The 16,588-nt window shown below is 54.5% G+C and carries 13 protein-coding genes; 6 read left to right on the top strand and 7 right to left on the bottom strand.

Annotation, left to right across the window (positions count from 1 at the left end; all coding sequences use genetic code 11):
- Positions 1–16: 16 nt before the first annotated feature.
- Genes ACHUEV_RS12175 through ACHUEV_RS12155 form a run of 5 tightly spaced genes read right to left on the bottom strand, consistent with a single transcriptional unit; the run spans position 17 to position 4,330 of the window.
- Positions 17–775 (bottom strand): LamB/YcsF family protein, encoded by a 759-nt coding sequence (locus ACHUEV_RS12175; protein ID WP_394180227.1) that lies wholly within the window; start codon positions 773–775, stop codon positions 17–19.
- 10 nt (positions 776–785) lie between these two features.
- Positions 786–1,793: a 5-oxoprolinase subunit C family protein gene (locus ACHUEV_RS12170; protein WP_394180225.1), complete on the bottom strand. Its 1,008-nt coding sequence runs from the start codon at positions 1,791–1,793 to the stop codon at positions 786–788.
- Positions 1,793–2,515 carry a 5-oxoprolinase subunit B family protein gene (locus ACHUEV_RS12165; protein ID WP_394180223.1) on the bottom strand — a complete coding sequence of 241 codons (723 nt, stop codon included), beginning with the start codon at positions 2,513–2,515 and terminating at the stop codon, positions 1,793–1,795. Before ACHUEV_RS12165 ends, ACHUEV_RS12170 begins: the two co-directional genes overlap by 1 nt.
- Complete coding sequence (locus ACHUEV_RS12160; RefSeq protein WP_394180221.1) at positions 2,512–2,904, bottom strand: rhodanese-like domain-containing protein; 393 nt, start codon at positions 2,902–2,904, stop codon at positions 2,512–2,514. Before ACHUEV_RS12160 ends, ACHUEV_RS12165 begins: the two co-directional genes overlap by 4 nt.
- A complete protein-coding gene (locus ACHUEV_RS12155) occupies positions 2,891–4,330 on the bottom strand; it encodes a pyridoxal phosphate-dependent decarboxylase family protein (protein WP_394180219.1) in 1,440 nt (479 codons plus the stop codon). Before ACHUEV_RS12155 ends, ACHUEV_RS12160 begins: the two co-directional genes overlap by 14 nt.
- A 295-nt stretch (positions 4,331–4,625) precedes the next feature.
- Between ACHUEV_RS12155 and ACHUEV_RS12150 the strand changes: the two genes are divergently transcribed.
- Both ACHUEV_RS12150 and ACHUEV_RS12145 read left to right on the top strand, forming a co-directional pair.
- Positions 4,626–5,768: an efflux RND transporter periplasmic adaptor subunit gene (locus tag ACHUEV_RS12150; protein WP_394180217.1), complete on the top strand. Its 1,143-nt coding sequence runs from the start codon at positions 4,626–4,628 to the stop codon at positions 5,766–5,768.
- A complete protein-coding gene (locus ACHUEV_RS12145; RefSeq protein WP_394180215.1) occupies positions 5,765–8,884 on the top strand; it encodes an efflux RND transporter permease subunit in 3,120 nt (1,039 codons plus the stop codon). The genes ACHUEV_RS12150 and ACHUEV_RS12145 overlap by 4 nt, the downstream gene beginning before the upstream one ends.
- Positions 8,885–8,958: 74 nt before the next feature.
- Here the strand turns inward: ACHUEV_RS12145 and katG are convergent, their stop codons facing one another.
- Positions 8,959–11,172, bottom strand: coding sequence for a catalase/peroxidase HPI (gene katG / locus ACHUEV_RS12140; RefSeq protein WP_394180213.1), 2,214 nt, complete (start codon positions 11,170–11,172; stop codon positions 8,959–8,961).
- A gap of 142 nt (positions 11,173–11,314) precedes the next feature.
- Between katG and ACHUEV_RS12135 the strand changes: the two genes are divergently transcribed.
- Positions 11,315–12,205: a LysR substrate-binding domain-containing protein gene (locus ACHUEV_RS12135; RefSeq protein ID WP_394180211.1), complete on the top strand. Its 891-nt coding sequence runs from the start codon at positions 11,315–11,317 to the stop codon at positions 12,203–12,205.
- A complete protein-coding gene (locus ACHUEV_RS12130; protein ID WP_394180209.1) occupies positions 12,205–12,702 on the top strand; it encodes a D-Ala-D-Ala carboxypeptidase family metallohydrolase in 498 nt (165 codons plus the stop codon). Before ACHUEV_RS12135 ends, ACHUEV_RS12130 begins: the two co-directional genes overlap by 1 nt.
- Here the strand turns inward: ACHUEV_RS12130 and ACHUEV_RS12125 are convergent.
- Positions 12,688–13,806, bottom strand: a complete 1,119-nt coding sequence (locus tag ACHUEV_RS12125; RefSeq protein ID WP_394180642.1) for an ATP-binding protein — start codon at positions 13,804–13,806, stop codon at positions 12,688–12,690. The two genes, ACHUEV_RS12130 and ACHUEV_RS12125, sit on opposite strands and share 15 nt — an antisense overlap.
- Before the next feature lie 157 nt (positions 13,807–13,963).
- Here ACHUEV_RS12125 and ACHUEV_RS12120 point away from each other — a divergent pair, with 157 nt between their 5' ends.
- Positions 13,964–14,722: an alpha/beta fold hydrolase gene (locus ACHUEV_RS12120; RefSeq protein WP_394180207.1), complete on the top strand. Its 759-nt coding sequence runs from the start codon at positions 13,964–13,966 to the stop codon at positions 14,720–14,722.
- Positions 14,719–16,299 carry a Mur ligase family protein gene (locus ACHUEV_RS12115; protein WP_394180205.1) on the top strand — a complete coding sequence of 527 codons (1,581 nt, stop codon included), beginning with the start codon at positions 14,719–14,721 and terminating at the stop codon, positions 16,297–16,299. The genes ACHUEV_RS12120 and ACHUEV_RS12115 overlap by 4 nt, the downstream gene beginning before the upstream one ends.
- Positions 16,300–16,588: the final 289 nt, after the last annotated feature.

The following is a 16,588-nucleotide window of genomic DNA, read 5'->3' as shown; positions in this document are numbered from 1 at the left end:
TTGAAGGTGCAGAGATTTATAGTGTTTGCAGTGTGATTCCTGCGTTTTGCAGGTGATCCCGGATGCCGCGGGCCATTTCGACGGCTTCTGGGGTATCGCCGTGCAGGCAGATCGTGTCGATTTCGCAGGGGATGCGTTTGCCGCTTTCGGCGATGATGGCCCCCGCTTTGAGCATTTCAAGAATGCGCGGAGCGGCAATGGCCGTGTCGTGCAGCACGGCGCCCAGCAACCTGCGGTCAACTAATGTGCCATCATCATTGTACGCGCGATCCGCAAAGATTTCTCCTGCCCAAGCGCAGCCCAAATCGCGTACGACGTCTTCCATCGCGGTCGCGGCGAGAACCATGATGATTATGTCGGGATCGACGGCTAGCGCGGCCTCAAAACAAACACGAGCTAGATCGGCATCGACACAGGCCATGTTTGACAAGGCCCCGTGAAGTTTAAGGTGACGCACTTGCCCACCGGCACGCCGCGCCATGGCTTGCGCAGCACCCAATTGGTAGGCCACAGCGTTGGCAATTTCATCAGGGGGAATAGGCAGTTGCCTTCTGCCAAAGCCCTTAAGATCCGCAAAGCCCGGATGCGCCCCAATACCCACGCCGTTTTTGACAGCACGTGCCATGGTCTTGGCCATGACATCTGGGTCGCCTGCGTGAAAACCACAGGCAATATTGGCCGAGGTCACGATATCAAGCAGTGCTGCGTCGTCGCCCATTGACCACGGGCCAAAACCTTCGCCCATGTCGGCGTTTAAATCGACTTTGCGTGTCATGGTATTCTCCCTATGGGTCGTTCCCGGCGGTAACACCGCTGATCAATTGATAGCTAAGCAAGTCTACAATGTCATGTGGGTCACGGATCATTGGCTGGCAATCTTTGCGTAGGTTCGCCAACAATGTCGTGTCTGAAACGGCTGTTGCGTCGGCATCGGCAAGGCTGATGAACGCAAAGCGCAGCTTTGTTCCCGGGGCGGCTTGGGCGAGTTTGGGTAAATCGGCGGGTAGCACAGTGCCTATGCGGGGATAGCCCCCAATCGTTTGGCATTCTGACAACAAGACATACGGCACCCCTTCGCCTGTCATCTGAATGTCGCCCGGCACGATGAGGTCGGAAGTGATATTGAGCGCGCCATCTAACGAAAAGCCAGCCCCATCGTGATCAAGTCGGACCCCTTGCCGATTGCCGCGCGGGCTTCGAACGAATGTCGTCTGCGCAAAGCTGGCTTTCGTGTCGTCACTAAAGAATGCGGTCTGGGGGCCGGGCATCACCCGGATCGTGCCGCCAGTGGTCCGATCGTCAGTAGTTAACCGCATTGGCGCAGACGTGGTGTCACTGTCTGTGCCAAGTGGCAGCGTGTTGCCCGCTTGTAGCACTGCACCGATGCCTGCTGTTAGGTGCGTGGACCTGCTTTCCAACACGGGATCGGTCTGGATACCACCTACGAACGACAGATAACCGAAGGTACCGTGTTTGGCGCCGCCGATGTTTAGCCGTTGTCCGGCCCGTAGAAGGATAGTTGTGTTATGTGGGGCAGGGCTGTCGTCGATGGCTGCCTGCATGTGTGCCCCGGTCAGGACGATGCGGGTGTCGGTGTCCGTGCTGAACACCCCACCAAAGCCCATCATCTCTAACCCTGCTTGTGGCGGTGTTCCCAGTAACGCTGCGGCCTCAAGTATCGCTAGCCGATCCGCTGCGCCGCCGGTTGATAGACCTTGGGCGGTCCACCCCGGACGTCCTAAATCTTGCACGGTGACACCGGGGCCGATGCTGTGAATCGTAAGTGTCGGCATCAGCGCAGTACCTTGCAGGTGGCGCCGCCATTGGTGTCGGTTCGGTTTTGCAATGCGGTTAATTCACTGTCCGCGACGGCGCAAAATTCCACGGTGTCGCCGGGGTTGAATGCAAAAGGTTCCGGGGCATCGGGTTGATAGACCCGAAATGCGGTTTGCCCGATATGCCGCCAGCCTGTCGGCGCGTCCGCCGCGAAAATTATAAGCTGACGCACGGCGACGACCAAGGCACCGTTGGGCATTTTTGGGGTCAGTTCACTTTGGCGCGGTATGTCCCAATGTGGCGGCAGCATCCCCAGATAGGGCTGCCCGGGGGCGAACCCGAGCGCGATCACACGCACGCGTTGCGATGTGATTTCTTTGACGGCTTGTTCTTGTGTCACGCCTGCCAGTTTTGCAGCCTGTGCCATTTGCGGCGCAAGCTCAGGGCCAAAGGCCACGGGAATCCGCCAAAGACGGCGGGGGCCACTGTCCTGTTTTTCAGGGCGTTCAAGAAGGTCCACGATGTGCTGGGTAATCTCGGTACGGTTAGTTCGTTGTGGATCAAAACCGACCCTGACAGAGGTCAAAGATGAGGCAACCTCGGTCACGCCTGGCAGTCCCGCATGCATAATTTGCGTCCGAAAAGCGAGCGCTTGGCTGTTGGCTTCGTCTGTTAAGGTGCGCGCGAAACGTACCAATACGCCGTCGACGCCTAGCGGGCAGATTTCAGGTTTGGTCATGGGCAATTTTCGATTGGGCCGCCCTTGGCCACCCAGTCGGTAAACCCGTCTTTCAGGTGTGACGCCTCAAACCCCATTTCGTTCAGGGTTGCGACGGTCAGCGCGGATCGCCAGCCAGAGGCACAGTGAAAGACGAAACGTTTGTCTTGGGCAAAGATGTCTTTGATGTAGGGGCTGTCGGGATCGACCCAGAATTCGACCATGCCACGCGGACAGTGAAAGCTGCCGGGGATCGCGCCGCTGCGCTGGCGTTCACGTACATCGCGCAGGTCAACGAACACGACTTCCGGATCATCAACCATCTCGATGGCATCGGCGGTGTCGATTTCCGTGATTTTGGCGCGCGCGCTGGCGACCATAGCCGCCGCAGTCGTCTTAAGCTGTCGCAAATTCGCCCCCTTCGACCAGTTGCGCGCCTATCTTACGCACAGCGTCGACCAAGATGTCCAGATCGGCACGCGTGGTTCGGTGATTTGTGATATTCACACGGATCACGGTTTGCCCGTGGATCTGCGTCGTTGACGGTACAGCGATCCCCTGCAGCTGTAGCTGGATCACGATTTCTTCGTTCAAACGGCTCAGGTTCGTGCCTGACGCGACATAGCTAAAACAACAGATATTCAGCGCGACGGGGGCACGCGTTTCCAAAACTGGGTCAGCGTCGATGAGTTCGGCCAAATACTGCGCTTGATCACAGTTTTGCGTGATCAACTGCCCCAGTTTTTCTGTACCATGTTCCACAAGCTGCGCCCAAATTTTGAGCGCACGAAACCCGCGTGACAGTTCCGGCCCATATTCGGTCGGCCAAGGGTTTCCCGCAGCGACACCACGATCAGTGCCCTTCAGGTAATCAGGCCGTTCAGAAAACGCGCGGCGATGCGCATCTTCGTCTCGGATCAGCGCAAACCCAGCGTCGTAATTCACATGAAGCCATTTGTGGAAATCAAACGCGATGCTGTCGGCGCGGGTAAGGCCCGATAGGCGTGGCTTGATTTTGTCGCTTAAGATCGCGGTCGCGCCAAATGCGCCATCGACATGCAACCAAAGTTTTTCGGACCGAGCAATGTCGGCGAGCGTCTCTAGATCGTCAATCGCACCGACATTCACCGCGCCCGCAGTTCCGATGATGGCAAAAGGCGTTAGACCCGCAGCCCGGTCAGCAGAGATCGCGGATTGCAGCGCATTGGTGTCTATTTCAAACGCGTCATTTACCGGGATTCTGCGCAGCGCATCTGTACCTAGCCCAAGCATATCAAAGGTCCGCGCAACGCAAGAATGGGTCTGGGTCGATGTATATCCGACCAGCTTGCCAGCTAGGATACCTGATTGGCGCGAGGCAAAGTTGCTCATGTGATCGCGGGCGGCCTTTAAGGCCACCAAGGTTGCGATGGATGTCCCGGATACGACCAACCCGCTTGCGGTCGCTGGAAAGCCGAACATCTTCTTGCACCAGTTCACAACCTGTTTTTCGATGTAAATTGCGCCGTGGTCACGCCCGCCTAAATTCGCGTTCATCGCAGCCGCGACCATATCGGCCATGATGTTTGATGGCGTCCCTGATCCGTGAACCCACCCAAAGAAGCGAGGGTGCGTATTGCCAACTCCATAAGGCAACAGGTCGGCCAGCTGGGTGTCTACTTTGGTTGCGTCGCCTTGCACCGGAATTGATGACGGGGACTTAATATCATCTGGTACAGGCGTCCAAACACGCCCTTCGCGGGCATTTGCCATCTTGTCGATTGATTTGTCCAACATCGCGTGCGCTCTTGCGCGGAACGCATCCCAATCTTCAGGGTCCAGAGAGTTCTCAGTCATGTTGCCTCGCTATTTATGCAGAATAGGAAGGTTGCGCGAAGAAATGACAAGTCGTGATATCACTTTTTTGAAAAGCCAAATATCCGCTTCATCTAGTGCCCCAAGTTTTGCGGTGCGCGACATAGATGTCGCATTTATGGGCAATTGATTAGTTTGTGTGGCCAATTTGCGGATATGTCCGGGTTTTTCTAGGCTGACGCACTGGTAACCTTAGACCTTCGCCCCTAACTAAGGGCGGATTGCGGTGTGGCACTATGTCCGCCCGACGCTCTATTGATATCGAAGGAAGAACGACATGTCTCAGGATGGTGCTCCGGATTTGACCGGCAAACTTACGTTTGATGGCGACAAAGGGGCGGGGCGGTCAAAGTGGGTGGCCATCTTTATGGGGCTCGCCATGGTTGGCTGGATGGGCAGCGGATATTTCGCGCCCACAGAACCTGAAGAAGAAGTTGCCGATGACAGTGCGCCTAGCATCGTCACCGTCGCCGTGCTTCCTTCGGCGGCGCAAGATGTGCAGTTGGTGTTGACCGCAGAAGGGCAGTCGACACCGGATCGTTCGACTGAAATCCGTGCGAAGACCAGCGGCCAGATTGTTGATGTTCTTGTCGAACGCGGGGATTTGGTGACAACGGGCCAAGAAATAGGGCGCATTGACGCTGAAACTATCGAAGCGCAGCTATTGCAGGCGGAAACGCAACTAGAGCAAGCAACGCGTGATTATGATAACGCAATCGCTTTGCAAAATCGCGGTATCGCGACGGACGACCGTGTGAGTGCGGCACGCGCAACCAAAGCCGCAGCAGAGGCGGCTGTCACCGCAGCAAAAGAGCAGTTGGAAAACACAATTATCACGGCACCTTTCCCGGGCCGTTTGAACGATATGACGCTTGATGTCGGTGAATTCGTCAATAACGGCGATGCAGTCGCCGAAGTTTTGGATAACGACCCGCTGACCGTTGTTGTTCAGGTCCCGCAGCAGGCGCTTTCGCGGTTGCATAAAGGCGATACAGCCAAAGTGTCATTCATCACTGGCGAAGAACGTACAGGTGTGATCGGCTTTATTGGAAGTAACGCTGATGCCCAGACCCGGACCTTCCGTGTCGAGGTTTCAGTAGATAACCCCAACAGCGAAATGCCAGCTGGCCTAAGCGCACGGATCGAAATCCCAACTGGGCAGGCGCGTGGTCACTTTATCTCGCCAGCGATTTTGTCGCTTGGCGCGAATGGTGATCTTGGGGTGAAAACCGTCGCCGAGGGTGATGTTGTTGCATTTAGTGAGGTGTCTATCGTGCGCGCGCAGCCCGATGGCATTTGGGTCACTGGTCTGCCTGACGAGGTTGACATCATTACCGTTGGCCAAGGCTTCGTGAACGCAGGCGACGTTGTTAACCCACGGCCACCTGTCGCCGATCAAACAGCGGATGCATCACAATGAACGCCATAATTGACGCTGCATTTAAACGCAGCAAAGTTGTTCAGCTTGTCTTGGTTTTCTTGCTTTTAGTGGGTGCGGTTTCATATTCTGCCATCCCCAAAGAAAGTAACCCAGAAGTTCCGATCCCGATTGTCTATGTATCAACAAGCCTAGACGGCATTTCGCCAGAGGATTCAGAAGATGTTCTTGTTGGCCCGATGGAGGTCGAGTTCGCATCGCTGACGGGCCTAAAGTCGATGACAGGTACTGCCAGCGAAGGGCACGCTAGTGTTCAGCTGGAATTTGAACCTGGTTTCGATTCTGACGAAGCGCTGGATCGCGTGCGCGAGGCCGCCGACAAGGCCGAGAACGAGCTACCCCAAGATGCTAACGTCACCGTCACCGAAATCAATACGGCGCTGTTCCCGATTTTGACGGTGATCCTATCTGGCCCCGTGCCAGAGCGGACGTTGAACACCATCACCGAAGACCTCAAAGACGATATTGAGGCGCTGAGCGGTGTTCTCGAAGTGGATGTGGGCGGTAAGCGTACCGAACTGCTTGAGGTGCTGATCGACCCAACTGTGTTTGAAACTTACAATATTTCGTTCGACGAATTGATTGGTTCGATAACACGCAACAACCAGTTGATTGCCGCGGGTGCGATCGAAAGCGAAGCGGGACGACTAGTTCTAAAGGTACCCGGTCTTATCGAAGACCTAGAGGACGTGATGGAACTGCCGATCATGGTCCGCGACCAAACCGTCGTTACCTTTGGTGATGTTGCTACGATCCGCCGTACTTTCGTGGATCCGACAGGTTTCGCTCGGATCGATGGACAGCCCGCACTGGCGCTGGAAATCAAGAAACGTGCAGGCGCGAACATCATTGAAACAGTTGCTGCTGTTCGTGAAGTCGTAACTAAATCAAGCGAAGCTTGGCCTGAAAGCGTTCATATCCGCTATACACTGGATGAAAGCGAAACCGTGGTTTCGATGCTTTCAGATCTAGAGGCGAACGTGATCGCAGCGATCTTCCTAGTGATGGTTGTGGTAGTTTACGCGCTTGGTTTCCGGTCTTCCATTCTGGTTGGTCTTGCTATTCCGGGTGCGTTCCTGACGGGTGTCGCTGCTTTGTTTATCATGGGTTACACGATGAACATCGTTGTGCTCTTTTCGTTGATCCTTGTGGTTGGGATGCTTGTGGACGGCGCGATTGTGACCGTTGAGCTGGCTGACCGCTACCTTCACGAAGGGCGATCACCAAAGGTCGCCTATGCAGAGGCCGCCAAGCGGATGGCGTGGCCTATTATTGCGTCCACTGCGACAACCCTTTGTGTGTTCTTGCCGCTGTTGTTCTGGAAAGACATTGTTGGCCAGTTCATGAAGTTCCTGCCAATTACTGTGATCTGCACATTGGCCGCGTCACTATTCATGGCGCTGGTGTTTATCCCAGTCATGGGTGGTCTGATCGGCAAACGGCAGCCACAGTCGGCAAAGGCGCAGGCGCAGATGTATGCGGCTGAACGTGGCGATCCACGCAAAATGACCGGCTTTATGGGCGGCTATGTGCGTGTTCTTGAATGGTCGCTGTTGCGCCCTTGGACTACTCTTAGCTTTGCGATTATGGCGCTGGTCGGTTCGTTTGTTGCTTACGGTACCTTTGGGAACGGGCTGACGTTCTTTCCATCGGTTGAACCTGACTATGCACAGGTCGAAGTGCGCGCCAAAGATAACTTTTCTGTCTACGAACAAGATGCCTTGGTTCGTCAGGTTGAAGCAAAGCTCGAAACCTATGATGAAATTGCAAGCATTTATTCGCGCTCAGGTTCGTCCAGCAGCACTGGCGACGTGATCGGATCAATCCAGCTGGAACTAACCGAATGGGATACACGCCGTCCGGTAGCTTTGATCGCCGAAGACATTCGTGCGGATATGGCGCAGATTCCGGGTATCGATATTCAGGTCCAAACCGACTCTGGTGGGCCGGGTGGTGGCAAGCCGATTAACCTTGAAATCCGTGGCAATAACACTGCCGATCAAGAAGCCAGCGTTCAAATCATCTTGGATGAAATGGAGCGCATGGGCGGGTTCATCGACGTTGTCGACAGTCGCCCAAGTCCGGGTGTGGAATGGCAGATCAGCGTTGACCGGTCAGAGGCTGCACGCAGCGGTGCTGACGTTGCCCTGCTTGGGCAAGCGGTTCAGCTTTTGACGCGCGGGATTACAGTGGCAGATTACCGTCCTGACGATACCGACGAAGAAGTCGACATCGTCGTACGCTTCCCAGCGGTTGACCGGACGCTTGCAGAGCTGGAATCACTGCGCGTTCCGACTGCGTCGGGCCTCGTTCCGATTTCGAACTTTGTGTCGTTCATCCCGGCACCACGCAGCGGGATTATCACGCGCATTGATCAAGAACGCGTTGTTTCGATTTCGGCTGATGTAGCGCCGGGTGTTCTGGCGAACGACCAAACGGTTGCCTTGGAAGGGTCGCTTGATCGTTTAGGGCTGCCTGCTGGTATCGAGGTGAAGTTCGGCGGTGAAGCAGAGGATCAGGCATCATCCATGATCTTCTTGATGGGGGCATTTGTTTCCGCGATTGGCCTGATGTTTGTGATCTTGCTGACGCAGTTCAACAGCTTTTGGCAGGCGTTCATCGTCATGTCGGCGATCATCTTCTCGATTGCTGGCGTGTTGCTGGGCCTCATGATCACCGGGCGTCCGTTCGGTGTTGTAATGGGCGGGATCGGTGTGATCGCGTTGGCGGGGATTGTTGTGAACAACAACATCGTGTTGATCGACGCGTTCAACGAGTTCAAGCAAGAGGGGCTTTCTTCGCTAGAGGCTGCTTTGCGCACAGGTGCGCAGCGTTTGCGCCCTGTTGTACTGACTTCGGTGACGACTGCATTGGGTCTGATGCCGATGGTGATTGGGCTGAACATCAACTTCTTCACCCGCGAAATCGTCTATGGCGCGCCGTCCAGCCAATGGTGGACCGAACTGTCTAGCGCGATTGCGGGTGGGTTGGTTTTTGCGACCATCCTGACGTTGCTGGTGACACCTGCGATGTTGATGCTGGGCGAACGCCGCGCGGCACGCTTTGCCGGGAACGCGGCGCCAATGCCGGCAGAATAAACCGGCACTGGACCAATGGAAAAAGGGCGCGGCCATTGCTGGTCGCGCCCTTTTCGTTTCTTACATGTTGTTGATTACTTTAGATCAAAGCGATCAAGTTCCATCACCTTGGTCCATGCAGCAACGAAGTTGTCCGCGAACGTCGCTTTTGCGTCGTCTTGCGCGTAAACTTCTGCGATTGCGCGCAGCTGCGAGTTGGAACCAAACACGAGGTCAGCACGTGTGCCAGTGCCAAAGACTTCGCCAGTTGTCCGATCACGACCTTCGAACAGGTTCGCGTCACCTTCGACTGGTTTCCATTCGGTCTTGATGTCCAGAATGTTCACGAAGAAGTCGTTGGTCAGCGCATCAGTTTTGTCTGTGAAGACGCCGCTTTTGCTATCGCCGACATTGGCGCCAAGTACGCGCAGGCCACCAACCAGAACGGTCATTTCTGGCGCGGAAAGCGTCAGAAGCTGAGCACGGTCTACCAGCAGCTTTTCAGCCGGAACGGTAAAGTCTTTTTGCAGGTAGTTACGGAAACCATCTGCAAGCGGCTCTAGCACGTCATAGCTTTCGACATCGGTGTCTTCTTGCGATGCATCTGTGCGACCCGGTGTGAACGGTACAGTCACATTGTGGCCCGCATTTTTCGCAGCTTGTTCAACAGCAGCGCTGCCGCCCAGAACGATCAAGTCAGCAATCGATACTTTCTTGCCGCCGGACTGTGCAGCGTTGAACGCGCTTTGGATGCTTTCCAGTTTAGCGAGAACTTTGGCCAGCTTTGCTGGTTCGTTTGCTTCCCAGTCTTTTGCAGGAGCCAAGCGAATACGCGCACCGTTTGCACCACCACGGTTGTCTGAACCACGGAATGTAGATGCAGACGCCCAAGCTGTCGAAACGAGTTCCGAGATTGTCAGGCCAGAGCTAAGCAAGTCAGCTTTCAGCTTTGCGATGTCGGCGTCGTCGATCAGGTCGTGATCAATAGCAGGGATTGGATCCTGCCACAGCAGATCTTCTTGGGGAACGTCAGCACCAAGGTACAGTGACTTTGGACCCATGTCGCGGTGTGTCAGTTTGAACCAAGCACGTGCAAACGCGTCTGCGAACTCTGCAGGGTTTTCCAAGAAGCGCTTGGAAATTGGTGCATAGATCGGGTCGAGCTTCAGCGACATATCTGCTGTTGTCATCATCGGCGCGTGGCGTGATCCGTCGTGCGCATCTGGCACGGCATCAGCCATTGCACCGTTCGCAGGTTTCCACTGGTGCGCACCGGCTGGGGATTTCGTAAGCTCCCAGTCGTTGTTCAGCAGAGTTTCAAGGAATGTCATGTCCCACTTGATCGGCGTTGGGCTCCATGCGCCTTCGATGCCGCTTGTCGTGGTGTGAACACCCTTGCCGCTTTCGAATGCGTTTGCCCAACCAAAGCCCATCGCTTCCATTGGTGCCGCTTCTGGCTCAGGACCAACAAGTGCTGGGTCGCCCGCACCATGTGCCTTACCGAATGTGTGACCACCCGCAACCAGCGCAACAGTTTCTTCGTCGTTCATCGCCATACGTGCAAAGGTGTCACGTACATCACGACCAGATGCCAGTGGATCAGGGTTGCCGTCTGGGCCTTCTGGGTTGACGTAGATCAGACCCATCTGAACCGCAGCTAGCGGGTTTTCCAGTTCACGCTCACCAGAATAGCGGCTGCCTTCTTTATCGGAAGTCGCCAGCCATTCAGCTTCGCCACCCCAATAGATGTCTTCTTCTGGTTCCCAGATGTCTTCGCGGCCGCCAGCGAAACCAAAGGTTTTGAAACCCATAGATTCGAGCGCGATGTTACCGGTCAGGATCATCAAGTCGGCCCAAGAAATCTGGTTGCCGTACTTTTGTTTGATTGGCCACAACAGGCGGCGTGCCTTGTCGAGGTTGCCGTTATCTGGCCAGCTGTTCAGTGGCGCAAAACGCTGTGTACCTGAACGCGAGCCACCGCGGCCATCCGCCGTACGGTATGTACCGGCACTGTGCCAAGCCATACGAATAAAGAACGGACCATAGTGACCATAGTCAGCAGGCCACCAATCTTGGCTGTCTGTCATCAGGGCCGTCAAATCGGCCTTGAGTGCTTCGAGGTCTAGTTTTTTGAACTCTTCCGCATAATCAAAATCCGCGCCAAGCGGATCAGATGCTGGTGTGTTCTGGTGCAGAATGCGCAGGTTTAGCTGGTTTGGCCACCAGTCACGGTTTGACCGCCCTGCGAATGTAGTGTGCACTGCACCTCCGTGTGCAACGGGGCATTTCCCGACGTTGTCTCCGTCCATCTTTTTCTCCGATCCTGGCTGGGTCTATTTATATTAGCTAAGCTGTCGCGACCGGGGCCTCCCCCACCGCACGGACGTCAATTACCATAGTTTTAGAATTAGTTTAAGTTGCATTTTTTAATTGTTGCGATAACTTCAACTTATGAAGAATTTGACGCTCAAACAACTGCGCTATTTCGAAGCACTTGCCCGCCACGGTCATTTTGGCCGCGCAGCAGATGCTTGTTCTATCTCTCAACCTGCTTTGTCTGTTCAGATTAAAGAGCTAGAAGAAAGCCTTGGAACACCACTGTTTGAGCGCAGCCCAAGGCATGTACGCCTGACATCATTTGGCGAAAGCTTTGCTGAACGTGCGCGTTCAATCCTTCAATCGGTTGACGAATTGGGCGAAATGGCGCGGGCTGCCCATGGTGGGTTATACGGGCGTTTGCGTATCGGGGTGATTCCAACGATTGCGCCATACCTTCTGCCCAAGCTGATAAGCCATCTGGATGAAGCGCATCCGGAACTCGACGTGCATATCCGGGAAACCGTGACGCCGCGACTAATTGATGAACTTGCTGACGGACAGATCGATCTGGCGATTGTTGCCTTGCCAGTGTCGGAACCGTGGATGACCGAAGTTCCATTGTTTGATGAAAGCATGGTTTTAGTCCGGCATGAATCACAATCAGAATTGCCCGTGCCAAGCCCTGACGCATTACGGGCCATGAGGTTACTTTTGCTGGAAGAGGGCCACTGTTTTCGCGATCAGGCACTTTCGTTCTGCAACATACAGACCGCTGTCCCGCGTGAAGGGTTGGACGGCAGTTCGCTGTCGACGCTGGTGCAGATGGTCGGGGCAGGGATTGGGGTGACGTTGATCCCTGAAATGGCAATTGCTGTCGAAGGACGGGCAGCGCCAGTTTGCGTAAACCGCTTCAACGGAAAAGAACCCAGCCGAACAGTGGGGATGATCTGGCGTAAAACGAACCCATTGGCGCATCAGTTCGACGCACTTTGTGATATCGTCCGTAAATCGGGGCAACCGTGATGTATAAAACAAACCCGCTTAATCCGATGCTTTCTACGGATTTGGATCTATTCACCCTGTGCCAAAGCGATACAGCGGCAGAGCAGGGCATCTATAACTTGCCGCAAGACGTGGGCGTGGTTGAAAACCTAACCCGACTTTGCCAGCAGGTTTTGCAGCCGGCGATTACCCACTTCGATCTCCCGTTGTTTATCACAAGTGGATATCGTTGCCTCCGTTTGAATGCTGAAATCGGTGGATTGCCGGATTCGCAGCATTTGAGAGGCGAGGCGGCTGATATCATGATGGGCGGTATTGCGAATGACACGCTGGCGCTTTGGCTCATCGACAACACGGATTTCGATGAACTGATCCTTGAAAAGTTCGACCCGCGTTGTGGCGAATATGGCTGGGTGCATGTGTCGTGTGTGGCCGCAGGGAATCGAAAAAAGGTGTCGACCTTTGACGGCGACACCTTTCATGATGGGTTTCACTATTTCGACCTAGCGGGGAAGTAGATGTGCCCCTTGCGGTACCGGATCGTCAAAGGTTTTTAAGCTGTCGCCAATCGCCTCTTCCACCAAATGCTGGATCAGTTCTGAAAACAGGAGTGGCGGATCGGCGGCTTCCCAAAGGAAGAACCCATATGATCCGGGGATCGGGTTGATCTCGTTGAACCACAGTTCACCGGTTTCGCTATCGACCATAAAGTCGATGCGTGGCGCACCGCGTAGCCCGAGCACCGAAAATGCAGCTGATGCGTATTCGTAAATGCGCGCCTTCAACCCTTGGGGGATGTCCGGGTTGATGTCGCGGGTTAGCGAAAGCATCCCTTGTGATGGCACAGGGGAATTCCCCAGTTTGCCGCCCTTCTTGGGTGGACCGCCGTCGCCAGAGGCCAAATACTTCTCTTTAAAGTCCAGTAAGTCAGCGGAAGATTTGGGGCGTTCGATCGCAGAATGGCAAATCTGACCGTCGCGATATGTTAGCGCGACGTTGTATTCGACCAGATTTTGAACCTTCGGTTCGATCAACGCAAATCCGTCTTGGCGCAGCACCGCTTGGCTAAGCGCGATCAAGGTTTCGTCGTCAGTCGCGATGCCGACCCCGATGCTGGACCCAAGGTTGGCAGGTTTCACAATTGCCGGGTAACCAATTTGCTGGGCGACCTTTTGTGCAAAGGCTTTGGGGTTTTGCAGGGTCGCATGGTTTGCCACCACGTGATCAACCACATTCACGCCAACTGTTTTGACAATCGCCTTTGTCGCGTCTTTGCGCATCGCGATGGCAGAATTCGTGGCGTTAAACCCGGTGACTGGAATGCCAAGCAATTCCATCATCCCTTGGATGCGGCCGTCTTCGCCGTAGGGCCCATGGAACACCGGTAGTACGCAGTCAATATTCTTAGACCAACTGCCGTCAGCGGCATTAATACAAGGGCCATTGTCGCCCCATGCAAACGTCACTTGCTTTAGTCCACCGGGGCGGGGCCGAAACGCGCCAAGATCACGCAGGCGTGCGCCATGCATAAAGCGCCCTTCGAAATCTAGATAAATCGGGATGATGTTGAGCTTGCGTAGATCGGCGGCATCCATCAACTGCTGGGCGCTGACAACGCTCACGTCGTGTTCTTGGGTTGGTCCGCCAAAGACAACTGCTATATTTAGCTTGGTCACGTTGTACTGTCCTAGAATATCGTTTGCCTCAGTGATAGTTATACGTCCAAGGGCAGGCAAGCGCCACAGCAGGTGGTGCCAATAGATAAAAAGGTGAATGCGGATGAAGCCAATCGCGAGCGTCGAGCTGGGGCAACCAGATGGACCAGTTGTTGTCTTTGCCCACGGTTGGGGGCGAACCCATGCAGATTTTCTGCCCGTGGCGGAATTGATTGCAGGGCAGGCGCGCTGCATTCTTTTTGATTTGCCCGGCTTTGGCGATACACCCCGCCCAGATGATGCGTGGGATACGAATGACTATGCCGACTACATGCGTACAGTTATGGCTGAAAAGATTGGCGATAAGCCGTGTATCTGGGTCGGCCACAGCTTTGGTGGTCGTGTCGGACTGCGATTAGCTGCGCAACAGCAAAGCCCGATTGCACAGATGGTGATTGTTGCGGGGGCAGGGGTGAAACTTCCTCGCTCTCTTTGGCAACAGCTTCGCGGTCAATGGCGTAGCTTCTTGTTCAAACGCAAAAAGGCCCGCGCGACAGATGACTACGAGATCATCGACCTAGAAAAGAAATACGGCAGTGCCGATTATGTCCATAGTCGCGAGATTGGGATGCGCGACATCTTTATCCAGACGGTTAAGGAAGATCAGACAAACGATGTGGGGCGTATCATCGCGCCGACGCATTTGATTTACGGATCAAAGGATACGGCCACCCCGCCAGCTGAAGGCAGGGTGCTGCACGCTCATATCCCGAACTCTACTTATATAGAGTGTCCTGAATTCGACCACCTGTCTGTTCTGACACGCGGACGGCACCAGATTGCAAACGTGATCAAAGATATCCTGACCGAGGCCCGCACATGATTATTCTCGCTAAACTGATCGTCATGGGTGCGCTTGGCTATTTGCTGCAAACGCGGCTGCGCACGCTGCTCGCGTACTTCCAGCAAGAGGAATACGACGGTGCCCGCTATGTCGGCGCACTGCAATCGGTACGCCTGTATGATGTGCGTGCAAGTGCTGCCATTTTGATCGCGCTGGTGATCATGTTGATGACAGGTCCAAGCGCCGTTGTGCTGTTGATCCTTGCGGCGACACTCGGCGCGATTATCTGGGACGAGAAACGGTACCGCTTTAAAAAGCCGCTTGCGATGACCGAACGCGCACGCCGGATCTATCTGCTTGCAGCAGCATTTTTGGTTTTGCCGTTCTTAATCAGCTTTTACTGGCTGATCTTCGCGATCATCACCATTCAGCTAGCCCCCTTTGCCTTGATCGCAGCCAATCAGGTGCTTGCACCGTTCCAGCAACGCATCAACGACAAGTATATAGTAGAGGCCCGCGAAAAGCTGGCACGCATGGATCCACAACGGATCGGGATTACCGGCAGCTTTGGTAAGACGACCGTCAAACACATCCTTGCAGAGATCCTCGAAGGATCAGCGCCCGTATTCTATAGCCGGGGCAGTATTAATACTGTGCTGGGGCTGACCCGCCATATCCGCCAGCGCCTGCAATGGTCGCACAAATATTTCATCGCCGAGATGGGCGCATATGGTGAAGGTTCGATCAAGCGGCTTTGCGATTTTGCACAGCCGACCCTTGGTATCGTGACCGCAGTGGGCGACGCACACACGGAACGCTTTGGCAGCATCGAAGCAATCGCGCGGGCAAAGTCAGAACTGGTAGAATATGTGTGTAGTAACAACGGCACTGCCATCATCAATGTCGATGTGTTGCGCCATGAGCCGTTTGCAAAACTAAAAGAACAATACGGTAAGCAGGTCATTTCGGTCGGTGCGCAAGATGCAGACGTGATCGTGAATGCGCAAACGGCTGCAGGTGGTGGCTGGACGATTGGCTTGCACTGGGTTGATGGATCGCATGCTGATGTTAGCTTTGATCTGCCATTGCTAGGTGATCATAACGTGATGAACGCCGCGCTGGCCGTTGTCTTGACGTTGCATGTTGATCCTGCGCTCGTCGACGACCTGCCGTTCTTTACCAAGACAGTCTCGCAAATCCCGCACCGTTTGCAAAAAGTCGAGAACCCCGGTGAGCCTCTGATCCTTGATGACGCGTATAACGCGAATGAGCTGGGCTTTAAGTCTGCCGTCGCCACGATGCATGATCTTGCAAAAGAACGTGGCGGTCGCGCGATCCTTGTGACGCCCGGTGTCGCTGAACTGGGGTTAGAGCATGACGCGGTTCACGCCCGGCTTGCCCAGACCTGCAATGATTTCTGCGACACAGTGTATGTAGTGAACCCAAGCCGGATCCGTAGCTTTGCGGATGGCCTTGATAGGGGGCAGGTCAAAGTGATCGAAGTCGCATCCTTTTACGAGGCGCGCGCGAAGATTGATGCAGATATCCAAGCTAAGGACGTTGTGCTGTACGAGAACGATCTTCCTGACCTCTTAGAGGAGCAGCGTTTTCTCTGAAGGCTGTTCAGTCGCTTAAGAATCAAAAAGCCCGGCATTTTGCCGGGTTTTTTGATTCTTTGGGTGTTTTGTTTGCTTTGGATTGGTGTGATTCCAGTGTTTGTTGTGGGTGTTTGTGTGGATAAGTCTAGATGTGGTGTTTTGCGTTTATGAATTGCGTAAGGATTGGGCGGTTGGTGTTGGGATTGGCTTGTGGTGTGGTTTGTAAGCTATTGAATTTGTTTGATTAAAAATGAATGTCTCAAAAACTTTATGATTTTTTGAAAAAGGGGTTGCGGGTGTTGGGTGA

The organism is Yoonia maritima, from assembly GCF_043641945.1.
In the GTDB taxonomy this organism is placed as follows: Bacteria; Pseudomonadota; Alphaproteobacteria; order Rhodobacterales; family Rhodobacteraceae; genus Yoonia; species Yoonia maritima_B.
Note: the sequence above shows the minus strand (reverse complement) of the source record. Positions and strands in the feature narration are given on the sequence as shown.